The 19115-nt window shown below is 42.6% G+C and carries 20 protein-coding genes; 5 read left to right on the forward strand and 15 right to left on the reverse strand.

Annotated features, from left to right (window positions below; all coding sequences use genetic code 11):
- Positions 1 to 146 precede the first annotated feature (146 nt).
- The 7 genes from I2503_RS06300 to rplK form a co-directional block, all read right to left on the reverse strand.
- Complete coding sequence (locus tag I2503_RS06300) at positions 147 to 461, reverse strand: hypothetical protein (protein ID WP_196967383.1); 315 nt, start codon at positions 459 to 461, stop codon at positions 147 to 149.
- Positions 446 to 1027 carry a hypothetical protein gene (locus I2503_RS06305; RefSeq protein WP_196967384.1) on the reverse strand — a complete coding sequence of 194 codons (582 nt, stop codon included), beginning with the start codon at positions 1025 to 1027 and terminating at the stop codon, positions 446 to 448. Before I2503_RS06305 ends, I2503_RS06300 begins: the two co-directional genes overlap by 16 nt.
- Positions 1028 to 1119: 92 nt before the next feature.
- A complete protein-coding gene (locus I2503_RS06310; protein ID WP_196967400.1) occupies positions 1120 to 1923 on the reverse strand; it encodes an MBL fold metallo-hydrolase in 804 nt (267 codons plus the stop codon).
- On the reverse strand, positions 1913 to 3280 hold the full coding sequence (gene vicK, locus I2503_RS06315) for a cell wall metabolism sensor histidine kinase VicK (RefSeq protein WP_196967385.1): 1368 nt from the start codon (positions 3278 to 3280) through the stop codon (positions 1913 to 1915). Before vicK ends, I2503_RS06310 begins: the two co-directional genes overlap by 11 nt.
- A complete protein-coding gene (gene yycF, locus I2503_RS06320) occupies positions 3270 to 3971 on the reverse strand; it encodes a response regulator YycF (protein WP_196967386.1) in 702 nt (233 codons plus the stop codon). Before yycF ends, vicK begins: the two co-directional genes overlap by 11 nt.
- Before the next feature lie 85 nt (positions 3972 to 4056).
- Positions 4057 to 4746 carry a 50S ribosomal protein L1 gene (gene rplA / locus I2503_RS06325; protein WP_196967387.1) on the reverse strand — a complete coding sequence of 230 codons (690 nt, stop codon included), beginning with the start codon at positions 4744 to 4746 and terminating at the stop codon, positions 4057 to 4059.
- A 256-nt stretch (positions 4747 to 5002) separates the two neighbouring features.
- Positions 5003 to 5428 (reverse strand): 50S ribosomal protein L11, encoded by a 426-nt coding sequence (gene rplK, locus I2503_RS06330; protein WP_160333093.1) that lies wholly within the window; start codon positions 5426 to 5428, stop codon positions 5003 to 5005.
- A gap of 191 nt (positions 5429 to 5619) precedes the next feature.
- Here rplK and I2503_RS06335 point away from each other — a divergent pair, with 191 nt between their 5' ends.
- Positions 5620 to 5976, forward strand: coding sequence for a DUF3397 family protein (locus I2503_RS06335; protein ID WP_196967388.1), 357 nt, complete (start codon positions 5620 to 5622; stop codon positions 5974 to 5976).
- Between the two features lie 26 nt (positions 5977 to 6002).
- On the opposite strand, the gene I2503_RS06340 is transcribed toward I2503_RS06335, so the two are convergent.
- The 3 genes from I2503_RS06340 to I2503_RS06350 form a co-directional block, all read right to left on the reverse strand.
- Positions 6003 to 6389, reverse strand: coding sequence for a VOC family protein (locus tag I2503_RS06340; protein ID WP_196967389.1), 387 nt, complete (start codon positions 6387 to 6389; stop codon positions 6003 to 6005).
- A 1-nt stretch (position 6390) separates the two neighbouring features.
- Entirely contained in the window at positions 6391 to 8694 is a 2304-nt protein-coding gene (locus I2503_RS06345) for a DNA translocase FtsK (RefSeq protein ID WP_196967390.1), read from the reverse strand.
- 656 nt (positions 8695 to 9350) lie between these two features.
- Complete coding sequence (locus I2503_RS06350) at positions 9351 to 10463, reverse strand: AI-2E family transporter (RefSeq protein ID WP_196091874.1); 1113 nt, start codon at positions 10461 to 10463, stop codon at positions 9351 to 9353.
- Positions 10464 to 10544: 81 nt separating this feature from the next.
- Between I2503_RS06350 and I2503_RS06355 the strand changes: the two genes are divergently transcribed.
- Positions 10545 to 12089 (forward strand): beta-carotene 15,15'-monooxygenase, encoded by a 1545-nt coding sequence (locus I2503_RS06355; RefSeq protein WP_196967391.1) that lies wholly within the window; start codon positions 10545 to 10547, stop codon positions 12087 to 12089.
- 25 nt (positions 12090 to 12114) lie between these two features.
- Here the strand turns inward: I2503_RS06355 and folD are convergent, their stop codons facing one another.
- The 5 genes from folD to I2503_RS06380 form a co-directional block, all read right to left on the reverse strand.
- The gene (gene folD, locus I2503_RS06360; RefSeq protein WP_196967392.1) at positions 12115 to 12963 is read right to left on the reverse strand and encodes a bifunctional methylenetetrahydrofolate dehydrogenase/methenyltetrahydrofolate cyclohydrolase FolD; all 849 of its coding nucleotides are present in this window, start codon (positions 12961 to 12963) and stop codon (positions 12115 to 12117) included.
- Between the two features lie 15 nt (positions 12964 to 12978).
- Positions 12979 to 13713 carry an amino acid ABC transporter ATP-binding protein gene (locus I2503_RS06365; RefSeq protein ID WP_196967393.1) on the reverse strand — a complete coding sequence of 245 codons (735 nt, stop codon included), beginning with the start codon at positions 13711 to 13713 and terminating at the stop codon, positions 12979 to 12981.
- Positions 13713 to 14396, reverse strand: coding sequence for an amino acid ABC transporter permease (locus tag I2503_RS06370; protein WP_196967394.1), 684 nt, complete (start codon positions 14394 to 14396; stop codon positions 13713 to 13715). The genes I2503_RS06365 and I2503_RS06370 overlap by 1 nt, the downstream gene beginning before the upstream one ends.
- Before the next feature lie 149 nt (positions 14397 to 14545).
- Complete coding sequence (locus I2503_RS06375) at positions 14546 to 14776, reverse strand: DUF1797 family protein (protein ID WP_135037840.1); 231 nt, start codon at positions 14774 to 14776, stop codon at positions 14546 to 14548.
- A 57-nt stretch (positions 14777 to 14833) separates the two neighbouring features.
- Positions 14834 to 15433, reverse strand: coding sequence for a GNAT family N-acetyltransferase (locus I2503_RS06380; RefSeq protein WP_196967395.1), 600 nt, complete (start codon positions 15431 to 15433; stop codon positions 14834 to 14836).
- Between the two features lie 162 nt (positions 15434 to 15595).
- Here I2503_RS06380 and I2503_RS06385 point away from each other — a divergent pair, with 162 nt between their 5' ends.
- From I2503_RS06385 to I2503_RS06395, 3 genes are all read left to right on the forward strand, one after another.
- Positions 15596 to 17806: an ATP-dependent Clp protease ATP-binding subunit gene (locus I2503_RS06385; RefSeq protein WP_196967396.1), complete on the forward strand. Its 2211-nt coding sequence runs from the start codon at positions 15596 to 15598 to the stop codon at positions 17804 to 17806.
- Between the two features lie 151 nt (positions 17807 to 17957).
- Positions 17958 to 18410 carry an NUDIX hydrolase gene (locus I2503_RS06390; RefSeq protein ID WP_196967397.1) on the forward strand — a complete coding sequence of 151 codons (453 nt, stop codon included), beginning with the start codon at positions 17958 to 17960 and terminating at the stop codon, positions 18408 to 18410.
- A gap of 24 nt (positions 18411 to 18434) precedes the next feature.
- On the forward strand, positions 18435 to 18737 hold the full coding sequence (locus I2503_RS06395; protein ID WP_196967398.1) for a DUF1827 family protein: 303 nt from the start codon (positions 18435 to 18437) through the stop codon (positions 18735 to 18737).
- Positions 18738 to 19115 lie beyond the last annotated feature (378 nt).

Genomic DNA, 19115 nt, shown 5'->3' on the forward strand with positions numbered 1-19115 from the left:
AGTTTTAGTTACAGGCTCGGCAAAGCCCTAATAAACTTACGGATTTGTATTGCTCATCTTTATTATATACCTAAACTAATTTTCCGTCATGAGTTAGCAGGCGAAGCCTGCTTGGAGTTTTAGTTTGGCATTACTCACGCTACAAGTTAAGAAATTTTAAATTGTGACCGGTCTTCACCCAGATAATTTTTTGCGTAGGCCTCTACTATTAATGTTCGAATATTAAAACCATTAACTTCAAAATCAACAAGTTCGGGAGCGTTTATAAAGACCTCTGGTGCAACAACTTCAATATATTGATAGGTACCGTCTCGAGCTTCCTTATAATAAACAATCGTTTTGATATCTTCTGGGATATCGAATTCGCCATATAAACCTGGTTCGCGTTTACTGAATTCGATAAATGCACTACCTATATTCTCATCTAGGTAGTAAGATGTAAATGTTACTTTTGGGACCATATTTGTTCTCCTTTCCTCTTCTGTCTTTGTACATAATTGGGCTTTGCTTCATATGCCGTAATTATACCATTTCTAGTGACAACCATGAGTTCTGTTTTTTGATTTTTTACAGGTTTGAAATAAGAGATTGCTTCATTCCCATACTTATCTTTTGTTCTAAAGATTTCATTAGGATAAACCAATGTCTCATAAATACGAGAAGTAGCGTCATCAGTAAACATTTCCGGATGTCGATTGATAATATGGAAATAAGCATCGGATTCGTTGGTCACGATTTGAATTGGTGTTTGAACTCCATATTCAAACAGTTGATCAAACTCTCGTTTTCGTTCATAAAAAACTTTTCTATCAATTACTCCCCTTTGTATTTTTAAGAGGATCTGTTCCTTATCATTTCCTTTTGCAAAATACTGTAAATGATTTAGATCCATTCGCAAGAACGGTAGATAAACAGGTTTCTCTTCTTCAACTCGAACATCAAAGAAACCTACATATTCATCCCTAAAAATCAAAAATAATCCAAAGAGTTCAGGAGCACTCTTATAGCCTAGATTTTCTATTTTCATGACACTTTTATCTCCTTTTCCTATTCATTCGAAAAAAGGAAAGTGTGTACATAAAAACGCATAGAATCATGTAAGTTCTATGCGTTCTTGAATCATATTCGTGTAAGAGGACTTGCCTGATCTGGGGAAGTATCTAAAACTTGAAAATCGTGTCCTACTGCTAAATCGGCTTGGGCAAGGTTATTGACCATGGTCATGTGGGCCAATTCCTTGATGTTGTTTTCTTTACTGAGGTGGCCGAGATAGATTTTCTTAGTTTGATTACCAAGGGTTCGGATCATGGTCTCTGCACCGTCTTCGTTTGACAAATGGCCTTTGTCTGAAAGAATGCGCTGCTTGAGAGACCAGGGATAGCGACCGCTGCGAAGGATTTCAATATCGTGGTTGCTTTCGATGAGATAGGCATCTGCGTTTTCAATGAGACCTGCTAAACGATCACTAACATAGCCTGTATCTGTCAGCATGACAAAGCTTTTTTGATCCTTCATGAAACGGTAGAATTGAGGAGCAGCAGCGTCATGACTGACACCATAACTCTCAATATCCAAATCCCCATAAGTCAGGGTTTTCCCCATTTCAAAAATATGTTTTTGCTCCGTAGCGATTTTTCCTAGGTGACCTTCCATGGCATCCCAAGTCTCTTGGTTGGCGTAAATATCGAGATGATACTTTCGAGCCAAAACTCCTACGCCATGGATGTGGTCTTTGTGTTCGTGGGTTACAAAAATGGCATCCAAATCACTGGCATTTCGATCAATCTCGGCAAGCAGACTTTCAATTTTTTTACCAGACAAGCCAGCATCCACTAGAATTCGTTTCTTTTCACTTTCTACATAAAATGAATTGCCACTTGAACCTGAGGCTAAAATACTATACTGAAATCCTTTATTTGTCACTGTCTGCATCTACTCCTGTTTGATCGTCCCAATCTCCATCCTCGGAGAGAGCTTTTTCGTATGGCAACACAATGGTAAAGCTGGAGCCTTTCCCATAGTCGCTCTTGGCCCAAATAAATCCATGATGTTGCTTCACAATTTCCTTGGCAATGGCCAAGCCTAGGCCGGTGCCACCTTGGGCCCGGCTACGCGCCTTATCCACTCGATAGAAGCGGTCAAAGATTCGTGGCAAGTCTTTTTGCGGGATGCCTAGACCCTGGTCGGAAATCACAATAATGAGTTGAGTATCAGTGGTCCGCATGGAGATTGTAATTTTTCCTCCATCAGGTGAATACTTAATGGCATTATTGAGAATATTATCTAAGACCTGATTCATCTTATCGGTATCAATTTCGATCCAAATAGGGGAAATCGGGTACTGGCGAACAATGTCATAGTGCTTGCTTTCCTCCTGACTGCGAATCTTATCAAAGCGATTGAGAATGTGAGTCATGAATGCTGTGAAATTAATGAGTTCAACTTCCAAATCACTAGCCTCGTTATCAATTCGTGACAAACTCAAGAGGTCTGTAATCATCCGCATCATCCGGTTGGTCTCTGTTAGGGACACATGTATAAATTCCGGTGCCACTGGTTCTGTCAGTGCTCCATCCTCTAAAGCCTCCAAGTAAGATTTGACACTGGTTAAAGGAGTTCGGAGCTCATGACTAACATTGGATACAAAAAGTCGGCGTTCCCGTTCTTCTTTTTCTTGTTCGGTCGTATCGTGCAAAACCGCCACTAAACCAGAAACAAAGCCACTTTCCCGTCTTACCAAAGCAAACCGGACACGCAAGGTCAGATATTCACCATTGGCATCTTGACTATCAATGGTATCCTCTGGTGTCTCCACAATTAATTGTCGAAGATCGTAACGATCCTCAATTTCCAACAGGCTTAAAATGGATTGCCCCAATGCAGTTTCTTCTGAGACCCCCAACATCTTAGAAGCCATGTCATTAATGAGGGTAATTTCCCCTTTCCGATTGGTTGCTAAGACCCCATCCGTCATATAAGATAGGACACTGGACAAGCGTGTTGTTTCTTGCTCCAGATTTTCCTGTGTAACCCGAATCACATCCGACAAATCATTGACGGATGTGATCAGTTCTTGGATATCCGGATTTTGCGAATCCATTTCCAAACGGGTATGTTGACCTGCAATTAGCTCTTCGATCTTTTCATTCAATTTTTTTATGCGTTGATTGTCTTTTCGATTTTCAAAAGCTAAAAGAGCAACAACGATGATAAAAGCAATAACGATCAGAGCAAAAATAATATCACTGGTAAAGAGGAAATCGCGAATTCTAATGATCATGACGGATATAATAACCGACACCGCGGCGAGTCAAAATGTATTCAGGACGGCTTGGGGTATCTTCGATTTTCTCACGAAGACGACGAATGGTGACATCAACTGTGCGGACATCTCCAAAGTAGTCATAGCCCCAGACAGTCTCCAAAAGATGCTCGCGAGTCATAACCTGACCAACGTGTGAAGCTAAATGCAAGAGCAATTCGAATTCACGGTGGGTCAACTCCAACTCCTGATCCCGCTTATGGGCCACAAAGGCTTCCGGAAAAATCTTAAGGTCACGGATCACCAATTCACTTGGTTTGCCCTCTTCTTCTTGAACATCCGCAATCAATTCTGTTCTACGCAGCACTGCCTTAACACGCGCCTGCAATTCTCGATTGGAAAAGGGTTTGGTAACATAGTCATCAGCTCCAATTTCCAAACCAATGACCTTGTCAAACTCGGAATCCTTAGCTGACAGCATAATAATAGGAACATTGCTGGTACGACGAATGGTCTTAGCTACTTCTAATCCATCAATCTCAGGCAACATCAAATCCAAAATCACAATATCCGGTTGTTCTGCTTCAAAGACTTCCAAGGCTTCCTGACCATCGAAGGCTGTTACAACGTCATAACCTTCCTTGGTCATATTAAACTTTATAATATCAGAGATGGGTTTCTCGTCATCTACTACTAGAATTTTCTTCATATAAGTTCACCTTTCTCGGTACTTTCTCCATTATACCAAAAAAGAGGCTAGAACCCTAGTTCTAGCCTCTTTTCAGAACCCCTTCTTAGAAAGAAGATGGGTCTACTTTGATACCAACACCTTGTGTAGTAGTGATGGTTACGTTTGTCATGTAGGTACCTTTAGCTGTAGCTGGTTTCGCTTTAACGATAACATCGTGGAAAGCTTTGAAGTTTTCAACCAATTTATCAGCATCAAAGGAAACTTTACCGATGATTGCTTGCACGTTACCTGCACGATCTGCACGGTAAGTAATTTTACCACCTTTAGACTCTTCAACTGCTTTTGCTACATCCATTGTAACAGTACCAGTTTTAGGGTTAGGCATCAAGTTACGAGGTCCAAGGACACGTCCAAGACGTCCAACAAGTGCCATCATATCAGGTGTTGCAACGACAACGTCGAAGTCCAACCAACCACCGTTGATTTTTTCAACAAGGTCTTCTTCACCAACAAAGTCTGCACCAGCAGCTTTTGCTTCTTCAGCTTTCGCACCACGTGCGAAAACAAGAACACGTTGTGATTTACCAGTTCCGTTTGGCAAGACCATCGCACCACGGATTTGTTGGTCAGCTTTTTTAACGTCGATGTTCAAGTTGTAAGCAACTTCAACAGTTGCATCAAATTTTGCAAAGTTCGTTTCTTTTGCAAGAGCTACAGCTTCTTCTACGCTGTATGCTTTTGTGCTGTCAATTTTTTCAAGGGCAGCACGAAGGTTTTTACTTTTTTTAGCCATTTTATCTTTCTCCTTGTAAGTGGTTCAATCGATTTTCATCTCCCACGTCACTCATCGAAATGATGAAGTCTTGCGGGTTTTGGGTTCCTTCTATTTGTTGAAATCCAGCTCTCAAAAAACATTTCAGAAGTTGAAAGCTATGCGCAGTGGTTGATTGGTTTTTTTCATTCACTTTTCAGTTCTGAAAACACCTAATCAACTGTGCGGGGGGTCCTACAACGAACTAAGTAGTTCCTACTTAGTTCTGTATGACTCCCTAGTCAACAACAGTGAATCCCATAGAACGAGCAGTACCTTCAATCATACGCATTGCTGCTTCAACAGACGCTGCGTTCAAATCTGGCATTTTAGTTTCAGCGATTTCTTGTACTTGAGCACGTGTAACAGTTGCTACTTTTTCAGTGTTTGGAGTACCAGAACCTTTTTCAACTCCTGCAGCTTTCTTAAGAAGAACAGCAGCTGGAGGTGTTTTTGTTACGAATGTAAATGATTTATCTTCATAAACAGAGATAACAACTGGGATGATCATACCAGCTTGATCAGCTGTACGAGCGTTAAACTCTTTGGTGAATCCCATGATGTTGATACCTGCTTGACCAAGCGCTGGACCAACTGGTGGAGCTGGAGTCGCTTTACCGGCAGGGATTTGCAATTTAACAATATTTTCGACTTTTTTAGCCATTTTTTAAATCCTCCTTTGTGGTTTTGGCGGTAATGAAAGATTTTTACCTCCCACAAGTATGCGAGTCGCATACCTTTCTAGTATACAGCTTTTTGAAGAAAATGCAAGTGGAAACTTCTTTTCTTTTTAAATTTTTGCCCTAAAAAGGCTTTCCATGTTAAAATGGAGGAAAACGTTAGAGGAGTAGACCCATGCTTTTTTTACAACTACTTGCCCTAGCCCTCCTGGTAGGGATTCCTGTTCTCAGTCTTTTCTTAACTCGGCTACTCCCCATTCATAAGCTAGGGATACGGGCCATGGATTTGATGGTTCCCCTCTTTGCCTACGCCTTTTATTGGGTATCAGACCAGGCTTTTTATCATCATCTATTGCCAGAATTGGGGGTAGCCATGGGCGGATTAGGCCTGATTCTCATCTGCTACTTCCTCATCCGCTACCGAACCTTATACTATCCAAAATTCTTCAAATATTACTGGCGCCTTTCTTTCTTACTCATGATCTTTATGTATGTGGCCATGACCCTCTCTCTTTTTTTCCAAGCAAAATAGTTCAGCCGATGGCTGAACTATTTTTGTTATTCATGCAACTCCAAGGGAAGACCGTCTGGATCAAAGAAAAAAGCCATCTTTTTCTGGTTAAAGTCGTCATAGCGCAGACCTTGGTGGGAAATTCCCACTTGGTCAAAATAGGCTAAAGTTGCCTCAACGTCCTCAACCTTAAAAGCGAGATGTCGCAAACCTGTATGTTCAGGGTGCGGCAGTGCTGGTCTTTTGGGAGCCCGGGGCTTCACAAATAATTCCAAAACCAAGCCATTTTTTTCAACTAAAATCAAGCGATCTTCTTTTTCAGGTCGGACGTGATTTTCAAGAATGGAAAAACCAAGGTGTTCCACATAAAATTCTAACATTCGATCGGCATCATGACCAATAATGGCAATGTGATCTACTCCAGTAAAATTCACTCTATTCTTCCTCCATCTGGGTTATAAGGACCTTACGTGGTTTGGTTCCTTCTGCGGGCCCGATAACACCGACTTGTTCCAGCTCTTCCATCAAACGTGTAGCCCGATTAAAACCAACGGAAAGACGCCGTTGAATCATGGAGGCCGATGCTTTTTGAGTTTCAATCACCAGGGCTTTGGCCTGGGCAAAGAGCGGGTCTCCTTGACTAGCCCCCCCATTACCAGAATCATCCGCTTCACTGACATCTCCTGGGTCAAAGGCTTCATCATAATCCACCTCTGCTTGGTCCTTGATAAAGTTCACCAAAGTCTCAACCGCTTGGTCCGAAATAAAGGAACCTTGGAGACGCACGGGATGATTTTCATCGATTGGTTTAAAGAGCATGTCGCCTCGTCCCAAGAGCTTTTCAGCCCCGTTTTCATCTAAAATGGTCCGGCTATCCGTTCCACTGGATACCGCGAAGGCTACCCGACTCGGGACATTGGCCTTAATCAGCCCACTAATAACATCCACACTCGGACGTTGCGTCGCCAGAATCATGTGAATCCCCGCTGCACGCGCCTTTTGACCCAAGCGAATGATGGCATCTTCCACTTCCTTACTAGCCACCATCATCAAATCGGCGAGCTCATCCACAATCACGACAATCAAAGGAAGCGGCACTTCTTTCAAATCAGACTCCGCATTGTGGGCGGCCACCCGTTCGTTATAGCCTTGGATGTTGCGAGCTCCAACCTTGGAAAAACGTTGGTAGCGATCTTCCATCTCATCTACGACCTTTTGCAGAGCACGACTGGCCTTTCGGGGGTTGGTTACGACTGGAATCAAGAGATGGGGGATGTCATTATAGACTGACAACTCCACCATTTTAGGGTCAATCATCAAAAATTTGACCTGATCCGGACGAGCCTTCATTAAGATGCTGGCGATAATCCCATTGACCGCAACGGATTTTCCGGAACCTGTGGAACCGGCAACGAGCAAGTGTGGCATTTTGGCTAAATCAAAACTGCGAACCTGACCATTTACAGCTTTACCTAAAGGCAATTCTAATAGTTTACCTGGATCGACCTTGGCTTGTTCCCAAAGTTCCCGGAAGCCGACAGTCGCCACCTCACTATTGGGAACCTCAATCCCCACCAAGGATTTGCCGGGAATCGGCGCTTCAATCCGCACATCTTTGGCTGCCAAGGCTAGGGCCAAGTCATCCGCTAGATTCGAAATTCGGTTAACACGGACTCCGACAGCTGGTTTTATTTCATACTTGGTCACAGATGGTCCAATTTCAGCGCGCTCCACCTTGGCATCAATTCCAAAAGAGGCGAAGGTTTGTTCCAAAATCCGGATATTATCTCTGACCTGCTGCTGTTCTCTAGCTTGACTTTTGGCTTTTTCTCTTGGAAACAGGTCGATTGAAGGAAGTCGGTAACCAACATACTGGCTGACAATTGGTGAGCGATCAAAGACTACCTCCTCTTGGGGCAGCATCTCGTCCTCTTCCTCCATCGTCTCTACTTCTTCCAAGAAGATGGCAGGTTCTTCTGGAAGCGGTGCTGCTTCCAGAATTTCACCTGTCTCCAAGTCTACCGTTGGTAGAGGGGCTTGAGGGGCAAGCTCTTTTTCATCGGTCACAGCCAACTCTTGCTCTTCTTCCTCTTTTTTTATTTTTGCTTCAAGCCGTCGCTGGCGCTCCCGCAAATAAAGGCTTTCACCTGCTTCGGTTAATTGGTGATACGTATTCAAGAGCCAATCGCCCACATCGTAGATCGAAAGTTGGCTCAAGAGCAGGCTTCCCAGTGCCAAGAAAAGAATTCCAATAAAATAGGAACCTATGTTAGAAAATAAAAATGCTACGGGAATGTAAAGGAAAAGTCCCAGAAGACCGCCACCCACAAATTGCGTCACCTGTAAGCTCAGCAGCTCACTGGTCAAAATACTGAGGTGACCACTAAGGACAGGCATATCTTGCGGCAGACCACCGACAAAATAGGCTTGCCAAATCAAGAGCAATCCAGCTAAAACTGCGGCCACTCCTGGCCAAAATCCTGGACGATCTCGTAACCACTTGAAGGTAAAAAGATAGATGAAAATCGAGACTAAGAGGGCTGGGGCAAGGCTCCCGACACCCCAACGCACTAAATTATAAAGGGTACGCCCAAAAGCCCCCACTTGGAGGAGGGCTATGATGATCAGAACAGCCAGCCCCAGAGAGATAAACATCCGCCGGATTGCTGCCTGCCTAGCCTGTTCAGCCTTACTGGGCCTCCTTGTTTTATTTCCTGTTGATTTCTTTTTGTTTGCCATAGTCCTATTATACCATCTGACCTCCCGTAACCCAAAAACAATCTCGAATCACTTCTTAGAATGTTTTCCCTTCCTCCAAGGCCAATTCAAAACAAAGTAGAAACCAGTAGCCAAGCCCATACTAATCCACCATTTGAAAGGGAGTCCCAGAAGTAGACTCCGGAGATAAGCGGTTGCTAAAAATAAAACATTGATAAACACAAGTTTTGTCAAAAATTTCCCTTTCATCTCCACCGTCCTCCTAGTCCTCATATAAGAAAAGAGGCTGGGTACAAAGTACCAGTCTCGAACTTTTATTTAGCAAAAACTCTTTGACGCAGTGGTTGATTGGTACTTTCGTTCGCTTTTATTAAGAGAACATTTCATGTTCTCTTATCCAGATACTCAAAGAGTCAATTCCTGACTCTTTGACCTCCGAAAATAACCGAATCAACTTTGACATGAACTTCGTTCATGTCATCTATAAACTCTATAGGCATTCACCATGCCTTTAGACCGGAGGTGATACAAACAGTCTGGGAAGAGACTGTTTGTACCTGAGCCTAACAATAAAAAGAGCGAGGTCGTTTTTGGGAAAAATCGTTTCAGCTTACAACTTGCAATAAAGACTTGTAACGAACTCTTCATTAATCAACGGAGTTCTTTCCCACTCCCTCTCAAATATCCGTATCTAACTGTTTTCGCATTTGATTTTCTTTATGGTGTTCATACAGTTCCCAAGCGAATTTCACAATTTCTTTTAAAATCGAATATAAAGGTATGGCAACAATCATGCCTACGATTCCGTAAATATTACTTGATAACAAAAGTAAGACCATGATGGTAATTGGATGAACCTTCATTACCCCTCCCACAATCCGAGGATAGAGAATATTCCCATCCACCTGTTGAAGGATTAGCATGTAGATCAATGCCATCAGCATTTTCTGTGGATCCAAAAAGGCATAGGTAATCAACATGGGAATCATCCCAATCGTGGGACCCACATAGGGGATCAGATTACACACCCCTTGAAAGATGGCAAAGACCAAAGCATAACGAATGCCGATAATCGAATAACCGGTTAAAGTGAGTGTAAAAATAATCAAGGCATCAATCGAAATTCCACTGATATAGCGTGCGATTGTCTTATTCAAAGTAATTAATAAGGAGGCAATATCCAAAGAATCACGTTTTAAGACTGTCCGCTGCAACATGGGAAGAAGTTTCTTTCCATCCAATAAGAAATAAACCAGAAAAATAGGAGTCATGATCAAAATGAAAGCCGTATTAATAACCGCCGAAAAGAGACTTCCAATACTGGTCGTAACATTATTCAAGATATTTTGTAAAATATCCACATAAGATAAGTTCAAGTCCGCAACCGTTTTCTGAATATCAACATTCCTTAAAATTGGTTCTTCAGCGAGATGATTCACTAGAGACTGGGCTTCACGGTAGATTCCCTGACTTGCATAAATCAAACTCGTTAGCTGATTGATCAAAATTGGGAGTAAATAAACCACCGCCCAAACAAGGAGACCAATCAAACCAGCAACAGCCAACAAACTCCCAAGACCACGTTTGATTTTAAAAACTCTTTCTAAAAACTCAACCAGGGGATTGGTGATGTAATAAAAAAAAGCTGCCAAAAGGAACGGAATTAAAATGGTGTTTAGTACCCGAACAGCCGGTGTAATAATCTCCCCCATTTCCCTCCATAAAAAGAGAACCAGACTACAGAGAAGAATTTCGACAGTCCAGAAAAATAATTTACTCTTTTGAAACATAGCGTCCTCCTCTCCTTATTCTAGCACAAATATGGTATGATTTTAGAAGAATATTTCAATCCAAGAAAGAGGTGTCCTTTCGTGCGCCGTTTTTTTAACTATCTGGGTCAGTTTGGGACTTATCTCGTTCTCTTGCTGGCCGGGCTCTTTTGTGCCTTCTTTAGTTTTTCAACTCTTTTTGTAACCACTTTTATCCCTATAAAAATTTCCGAGGGAGTCCTTTTTCAAGTCAATCCCTGGTATTTTTTCCCCTGTTTGCTCCTGTTCCTATGGGGCTTGCTGCGACTTGCCCCTATTTTTGAAAGAATTTCCGACAAGCAATTCTTCAGATTCCTAACCATCCTCTATATCGTCATGGGGGCCTACCTTCTCTTCAACGTGGAAGGTCAGATTCGAGCGGATGCCAAGCACGTTTACAAGGCAGCCCTGGCTTTCAATCAAGGCGATTTTGAATCCCTGACTACAATTGGGGCCTACATGTATCGAAATCCTCATCAACTAGGTCTTCTGAGTTTGGAGCGAATTTACGCTGCTATCCTCCCCACGACCTACCTCGCCTTTGGAATGAACCTGGTCTGGACCCTGACCAATAACTATTTGATCTGGAGATTGGGACGAACCTGGGGATTCAGTCAACTGGCAAGAAATTATCTCCTCTTTTTCAGTTTTGCCTTTCTTCCCCACTTCTTCTTTATTCTCTTTGTTTATGGAAGTACCGTTGGACTGACTGCTTGTCTCCTCGCTTTAACGTTTTATCAAACCTTTGCCCGTAAGGAACAGCTTAGATATGGATTTCTGACAGCTCTATTTCTGGGCCTAGCCTGTGTCATTCGAAACAACTATATGATTTTTGGATTAACCATCCTAGGAATTCTAACCCTCTCTATTCTTAAAGAGTTCACTTGGAAAAAAGTTCTGGTTGGAATTTCTTGTATCATTTGCATGGTTGGTATGAACAAGGCAGTTCTTTCCTATTACGAAGGGGTTATCGGACAGGAGATTGGTCCAGGTACTCCTAAAATTGCCTATGTGACCATGGGGCTTAGGGATGACCCAGATCGAAAAACCCTAGGAGGTTGGTACGATGGCTACAATACCAAAATCCTCCAGCGGAATAATTTTAATGAGGAGCAGGCCACAGAAATGGCCAAGCGTGATCTACGAAAACGTATTGTCACCTTCATTAAAGATCCTATCTATGCCTTTCGTTTTTTCTTTCAAAAGATTTATTCGACTTGGACCGAACCGACCTTCCAGTCCATTTGGACGGGGCCCAATCGTTGGGAACGAAATCAGGAAACCTTCACGCCCCTCCTACAATCTCTTTATGAAGGGCGTACCGCCTATCGAATCTTCCATTTTTCAATGAGCCTACTCTTGTGGACAATCTACTCTTTCGCTGGTCTTTACCTTTTTCACCTGTTCCGGAAAATCCAACCTGATTTTCCTTCCACTCAGTTAGCAGGCGCCATCTTCCTAATGGGTGGTTTTCTCTTTCACCTAATCTGGGAAACGAAGAGCCAGTACGTCTACATGTATATTCTTCTTTTAACTCCTTATGCAGCTCAAGGAGTTGAACTCACTCTTTCTTATTTGAATAAAAAGAAAAAAACTATCAGAACCTAAAAAAATCGACCCTCGGTCGATTTTTTTAGTCCTTGGTGTCTGCCGCAGCCTGAAAGGTCTGCTCTAAAAGCATGGCAATGGTCATAGGGCCTACGCCACCTGGAACAGGTGTTAGGAAAGCGGCTTTGTTCTTGACAGCCTCAAAGTCTACATCGCCAATCAATTTGCCTTCATCATTGCGATTCATTCCCACATCAATGACAACCGCACCCTCTTTGACAAAGTCAGGACCCACAAAATGCCCTCGACCAATGGCTACAACCAAGATATCTGCATCACTAGCTAATTGGGCTAGATTTTCGGTTTTAGAATGAGCAATGGTAACCGTCGCATCTGCTGCCAGCAACATCTCCGCCATAGGCTTACCGACAATATTACTCCGACCAATCACCACCGCTTTTTTACCAGCAGGATTGATTCCGTATTCCTCAAGTAGTGCCATAATTCCAGCTGGTGTTGAAGGAACTCGTAGAGGATCCCCTGTCCACAACCGTCCTACATTGAATGGATGAAAGCCATCAACATCCTTAGCAGGATCGATTGCTTCTAGGACTAAATCTTCCCGAATTTGAGCTGGTAATGGGAGTTGAATGAGGATACCATGCACAGAAGTATCTTGATTCAATTCATCCAACAAGGACAGAAGTTTATCTTCAGACAGGTCTGCAGGATAGCGTAGAATACGGCTTTCAAATCCAGCCTCAACCGCGGCCTTTTCCTTGTTGCGAACATAAACTTGACTAGCCGGATTTTCCCCAACCAAAACGACAACTAAACAAGGCCGAATCCCTTGTTCCTTGATTAATGCTGCTGTCTTCTCAGCCAGCACAGCCCGTTTTTTTAGGGCTAGTTCTTTACCATTCAAGACCTGCATCTGAGACCTCCTTTTTTATAAGACCTTACTTAAGAAATCACGAGTCCGTTCTTCTTGGCTATTATCAAAGATAGCTTCTGGACTGCCATCTTCGACTACAATACCTCCGTCCATGAAGATAACCCGATCGGCTACTTCACGGGCGAAGCCCATCTCATGGGTCACAATCACCATGGTCATACCTGACTCCGCTAATTCTTGCATAACCGCCAAAACTTCACCAACCATCTCTGGGTCCAAGGCTGAAGTTGGTTCGTCAAACAAAAGTAAATCTGGATCCATGGCAAGGCCACGCGCAATTGCAATCCGCTGCTGCTGCCCACCTGAAAGGGACTGCGGGTAAGCATTCGCCTTATCCGGCAGACCAACTTTGGTTAAAAGCTCTCTTCCTTTTTCCTCCGCCTCAGCCTTATCCATTCCTTTCGTTTTAATCGGTGAAAGAGTGATGTTTTCCAAAACTGTCATATTCGGAAAAAGATTAAATTGTTGGAATACCATTCCCATCTTTTCCCTCATCTTAAAGAGGTCGTTTTTGGAATCGGTAATGTCAACTCCTTCAAAATAGACATGGCCCTTGGTCGCTTCCTCTAAGAGATTCATGGAACGTAGCAAGGTTGATTTTCCACTCCCTGAAGGACCGATGATAACGACCACTTCTCCTCGATGAATTTCTAAATCAATTCCTTTTAAAACCTCATTTTTTCCGAAATATTTGTGGAGGTCTTCAATTTTTAAAATGGTTTCCATCATTATTTTTTCTCCTCTTGTTTGAGTCGATTTTCGAATGTTTTCAATAGTAAACCTAAAATGCTAGTCAAGGCCAGATAATAAGCTGCTGCTACCAATAATGGTGTGAGAGCTTGATAGGTTGTGGTCGCAACAGTCTGTGCTCCATTCCACAACTCCATGACTCCAATCGTCGCAAGTAACGAACTATCCTTAACAATGGTCACAAACTCATTTCCCAAGGCAGGCAAAATATTTTTCACCGCCTGCGGAAGCACAACATAACGCATGGCATTCGCCGGACGGATTCCCAAGGAATAAGCTGCTTCCAATTGCCCTTTTGGAACTGCGTTAATCCCGGCCCGAACAGTCTCCGAAACATAGGCCCCAGAGTTCATAGAAAGAATAACAATCCCTGGAATCAAACGCGTAAGATCCACCTGTAAGATACCGATTTGAATGGATGGCGCCGTCAAATGTGTCAAAGCAAATGCAATCATAATCTGAACCAGCATGGGAGTTCCCCGAAAGACCCAGACATAGATATTGGCAATCCAACGCAAGATAGTCCACTTAGATCGTTGCGCAAAAGCCAAGAGGACTCCTAAAATGGTTCCAAAGAAGACGACAAAAACCGATACAAAAATGGTTACCAGAGCTCCATAGTTAAAATAAGGGAGAAACTGGGGTAAAAATGAAAATGACATGAAATTCCCTTCCAATAAAAAATGTAAATATCCATTATTCTACCAAAAAGCCCACAAGCAAACAAGCTGAACCCGATTTTCCTGCAAAAAAGGATGGGGCAAGCTGATCCTTAGTTTAGATCCTTCTCACCCCATCCTTTCTGCATCTATTAATACAATAGTTCGTAGATTTCCATTGCAATCAAGTCAATACTATCGAAAGTGAACGTTTCACGCGCTTCAACATCACGCAAGGTGAAAATTGAGCCCAGTTCTTCATCCTGACTATAGGAAACTTCGGCTACAACTACACCGTCACGCTCAAAATTCCGTTTCAAATTTCCGCCATCTGTCGCCATTTTTTCAAGACGATTGATAATGCGTACCAAATGTGATTCCATTACATTTCTCCTGTTTCCTTAATTCTTACCTAGTATACCATAGAATAGGGTAAATTTCTAGGAGACTTCTTCACTCAAACCCAATTCCTGTAAATTTTCACACTCCCAGATTGCCTTGGGCACTTCTATCGTTACATCTTTAGACCCTAAATCCTTTTCCATCCAAATCATATCATACCAGCGCTGGAATTTGAAACCAACTTGTGGAAAATGCGCCACCTGCACATAGCCTCGTTTCGCATGAAAAATCTGACTGGCCACAGAACTGTACGGATCGTCCTCCTGTCCTAAGCCAATGCAGGCCTTAACAGATAGGATTCCCATAGCTTTGAGACAAGTTTCTAGCCGATCATAGAGTAAGTGTCCGAGTCCTCTTCCTTTTTCTTGAGGAGACAAATAAATAGTCGATTCTACTGCCCATGCGTAGGCGGCTGCAGAACGAAAAGGGCCCGCATAAGCATAACCGAGAATCTTACCATCTACTTCTACCACTAAATAGGGATAAAAGGACTGGATATGGTCCATCCGATCCCGGAATTCTGCTAGACTAGGGACTTGATGCTCAAAGGATATCGCAGTTTCCTGGACATAGTAGGCATAGATTTCCAAAAGAGCAGGGGCATCCTCGCTGCGGGCAAGTCTTACGGTTTCATTCATTGTTGTCTCCTTTCTTTTATTCTAAAGCATGAGCCTGAATGGGTCAAGTAGTTCCTTTTCATAGTTTTTACTTGCAATGTTGCAAAAAGGTGTTATAATCATAGTAGATTACATTTGACCTTTATTGACCAATTGAGGTCATGACCAAAGAAAGGAAGATCTATGCTTTGTCAAAATTGTAAAATGAACGAGGCGACCATTCACTTGTATACAAATATTAATGGTCACCAGCAACAAGTTGATTTGTGTCAAAACTGTTATCAAATTATGAAATCCGATCCGAATGCGTCCTTGCTTAAAGGTTTGAGTGGGAACGCCAATAGTAACGATCCTTTTGGCGACTTTTTCCAAAATTTGGGCAACTTCCAACGTCCGGAACAAGAAGAAACTGGAAACCGTCCTGGACAACGCGAACGGGCCCGTCAATCCAAACCTCGACCAAAAGGAATTTTAGATGAATTTGGTATCAATGTCACTGACATTGCTAAACGAGGTGATATCGATCCTGTGATCGGACGGGATGAGGAAATCATTCGGGTTATCGAAATCCTAAATCGGCGGACCAAGAACAATCCTGTTCTAATCGGGGAACCAGGGGTTGGTAAAACCGCTGTTGTTGAAGGGCTCGCCCAAAAAATTGTGGATGGGGATGTCCCACAAAAACTACAATCGAAACAAGTCATTCGCTTGGATATGGTGAGTCTGGTTCAAGGTACTGGAATCCGTGGTCAATTCGAAGAACGAATGCAAAAGTTGATGGAAGAGATTCGTCAACGTGATGACATCATTCTCTTCATTGATGAAATCCATGAAATCGTCGGAGCAGGGAATGCTGGCGATGGCAATATGGATGCAGGAAATATCTTGAAACCAGCTTTGGCACGTGGAGAATTGCAACTGGTTGGTGCAACAACCCTCAATGAATATCGTATTATCGAAAAAGACGCAGCCTTAGAACGCCGGATGCAACCAGTCAAGGTTGAAGAACCAACTGTTAAGGAAACCTTAATTATCCTTAAAGGAATCCAAAAAAAATACGAGGACTACCACCACGTAAAATACACGGATGAGGCTATTGAGGCAGCAGCTGTCTTATCGAACCGCTATATCCAAGACCGTTTCTTACCAGATAAAGCTATTGACCTCTTGGATGAAGCGGGGTCAAAAATGAATCTAACCCTAACTTTCGTTGATCCAAAAGAATTGGATGAGCGTTTAATTGAAGCGGAACGTCTTAAAGCTCAGGCAACCCGGGACGAGGATTACGAAAAAGCAGCCTACTACCGCGATCAAATTGCCAAATACAAGGAATTGCAAAAAACCGAAATCCACGACCAGGACATGCCAATTATCACCGAAAAAGCAATCGAGGCCATCATTGAGCAAAAAACAAATATCCCTGTAGGTGACCTCAAGGAAAAAGAACAATCCCAATTAGTCAACCTTGCTGATGATTTGAAAGCCCATGTGATTGGACAGAATCCTGCTATCGATAAAATTGCCAAAGCAATCCGTCGTAACCGGGTTGGATTGGGAAGTCCTAATCGTCCAATCGGTAGCTTCCTCTTTGTTGGTCCTACCGGGGTTGGTAAGACAGAACTCTCCAAACAATTGGCCGTGGAACTCTTTGGTTCCGCAGACAGCATGATTCGCTTCGATATGAGTGAGTACATGGAAAAACATAGTGTCGCTAAGCTAGTTGGAGCACCTCCAGGCTATGTTGGCTATGATGAGGCCGGACAATTGACCGAAAAAGTTCGACGCAATCCCTATTCTCTTGTTCTCTTAGATGAGATCGAGAAGGCCCATCCAGATGTGATGCATATGTTCCTGCAAGTTCTTGACGATGGTCGCTTGACTGACGGTCAAGGCCGGACAGTCAGCTTCAAAGATACCATCATCATCATGACCTCTAATGCTGGTACTGGTAAAGTCGAAGCCTCTGTCGGATTTGGAGCGAGCCGTGAAGGCCGAACCAACTCTGTCATGAATGAGCTAGGTAACTTCTTCAGTCCAGAATTTATGAACCGTTTTGACGGTATCATTGAATTCCAAGCCTTAAGCAAGGAAAATCTCCTTCAGATTGTAGATCTCATGTTGGATGATGTTCGTGAACGCCTTGGCAAAAACGGGATTCAGCTGAGCGTTACAGATAAAGTCAAGGAAAAATTGGTAGACCTTGGATACGATCCAAAAATGGGAGCTCGCCCACTTCGTAGAACCATTCAAGACCACATAGAAGACGCCATCACCGATTTCTACTTGGAGAATCCTCAAGACAAGGACCTCAAAGCAGTGATGCAAAGTGGACAGATCATCATTAAATCTACCCAAAAAGTGGAACCAGAAACCGAAACAGTAGAATCTGAATAAGATTGACCAGGGTGGGACAGAAGTCCCATCCTTTTTTCGACAGATTCGTAAAATGTGAATTATTTCTCCTTTTTTCTTTTTTTCTAAAGGATGATGGTCCAAAATCATGATATAATAAAGAAAAACAAGTGAATCTTAGGAAGGTTAACCTATGACAATTCCTCATTTTGGTAAGAAGGATCCTGCTGTGGACTACAAGGTCCGCTATGGAGTTTATGCAGTTGTCCCGGATGCGAGCAAGGAGCGCGTGATTTTAGTACAGGCTCCAAATGGTGCTTGGTTTCTCCCAGGTGGAGAAATTGAAGCTGGTGAGGATCATCAGGATGCATTGGAGCGAGAGCTAATTGAAGAATTGGGTTTTACAGCTGAGTTGGGGCAGTATTATGGTCAGGCGGACGAGTACTTCTATTCGAGTCATCGTGATACCCATTATCACAATCCAGCTTATATTTATGAAGTCACGTCCTATCAGGAGGTTGGTCAACCCCTGGAGGATTTCAATAATCTAGCATGGTTTTCAGTAGATGAGGCTTTTCTCCACTTGAAACGGGGAAGTCACCGCTGGGGGCTCCAGCAATGGCAACTCTCACAAAAGTTAGATTAGAATTTATGATGAAAGGAACAGCTTATGAAATTAATTAATACAAATTCCAGTCATAAACAATTGATTCAGAGCCAGCTTGAAAACACAGATGCCACCTTGGTTGAGACGTTTTCAGCTGGAAACACGGACGTCATTTTTACCCAGGCACCCAACCACTATGAAATTCTCATTACAAACAAACACCGCGCTATCCGTGAAGTCGAAATTGAAACGATTCGTGACTTTTTCCTTAAACGCCGGATCAAATCTGAGGCTATAAAAAAAGAGGATATTAAAACCCTCTACTCAGATAAGTTAATTGAAATTTCGATTCCTATTAATACTTAAGGGCACCTCTAAAAACTAAACTCTTAAAAATTCGAACATTGATTTATCAAGATTTCTACGACATGATTTGATGCAAAACCGGAGTTTTTCGAGGTGCCCTTAACGAATTTCAAAATCAGAATACTCGTGGAATTTCAAAAAATTGACGAGGACAGCGGATGATGATCGTTCAACAGGTCTGGGAGACCTGTTGAATATTAAAGATAAGGCGTGGAAACACGCAAGCAATAAGTTCATCAAAAAGGCTTGACAAAGTCAGAATTTGAAATCCAATGAGTATAATATAGTCATTTAGTTTTTAAATAGTATGTTATTGCATCAGTTATAGAGTCCATCTTGCGAAGTAATTCTGTAACTGATTTTTTTAGAATAGCCCAA

Source organism: Streptococcus sp. NLN64 (assembly GCF_015831295.1).
In the GTDB taxonomy this organism is placed as follows: Bacteria; Bacillota; Bacilli; order Lactobacillales; family Streptococcaceae; genus Streptococcus.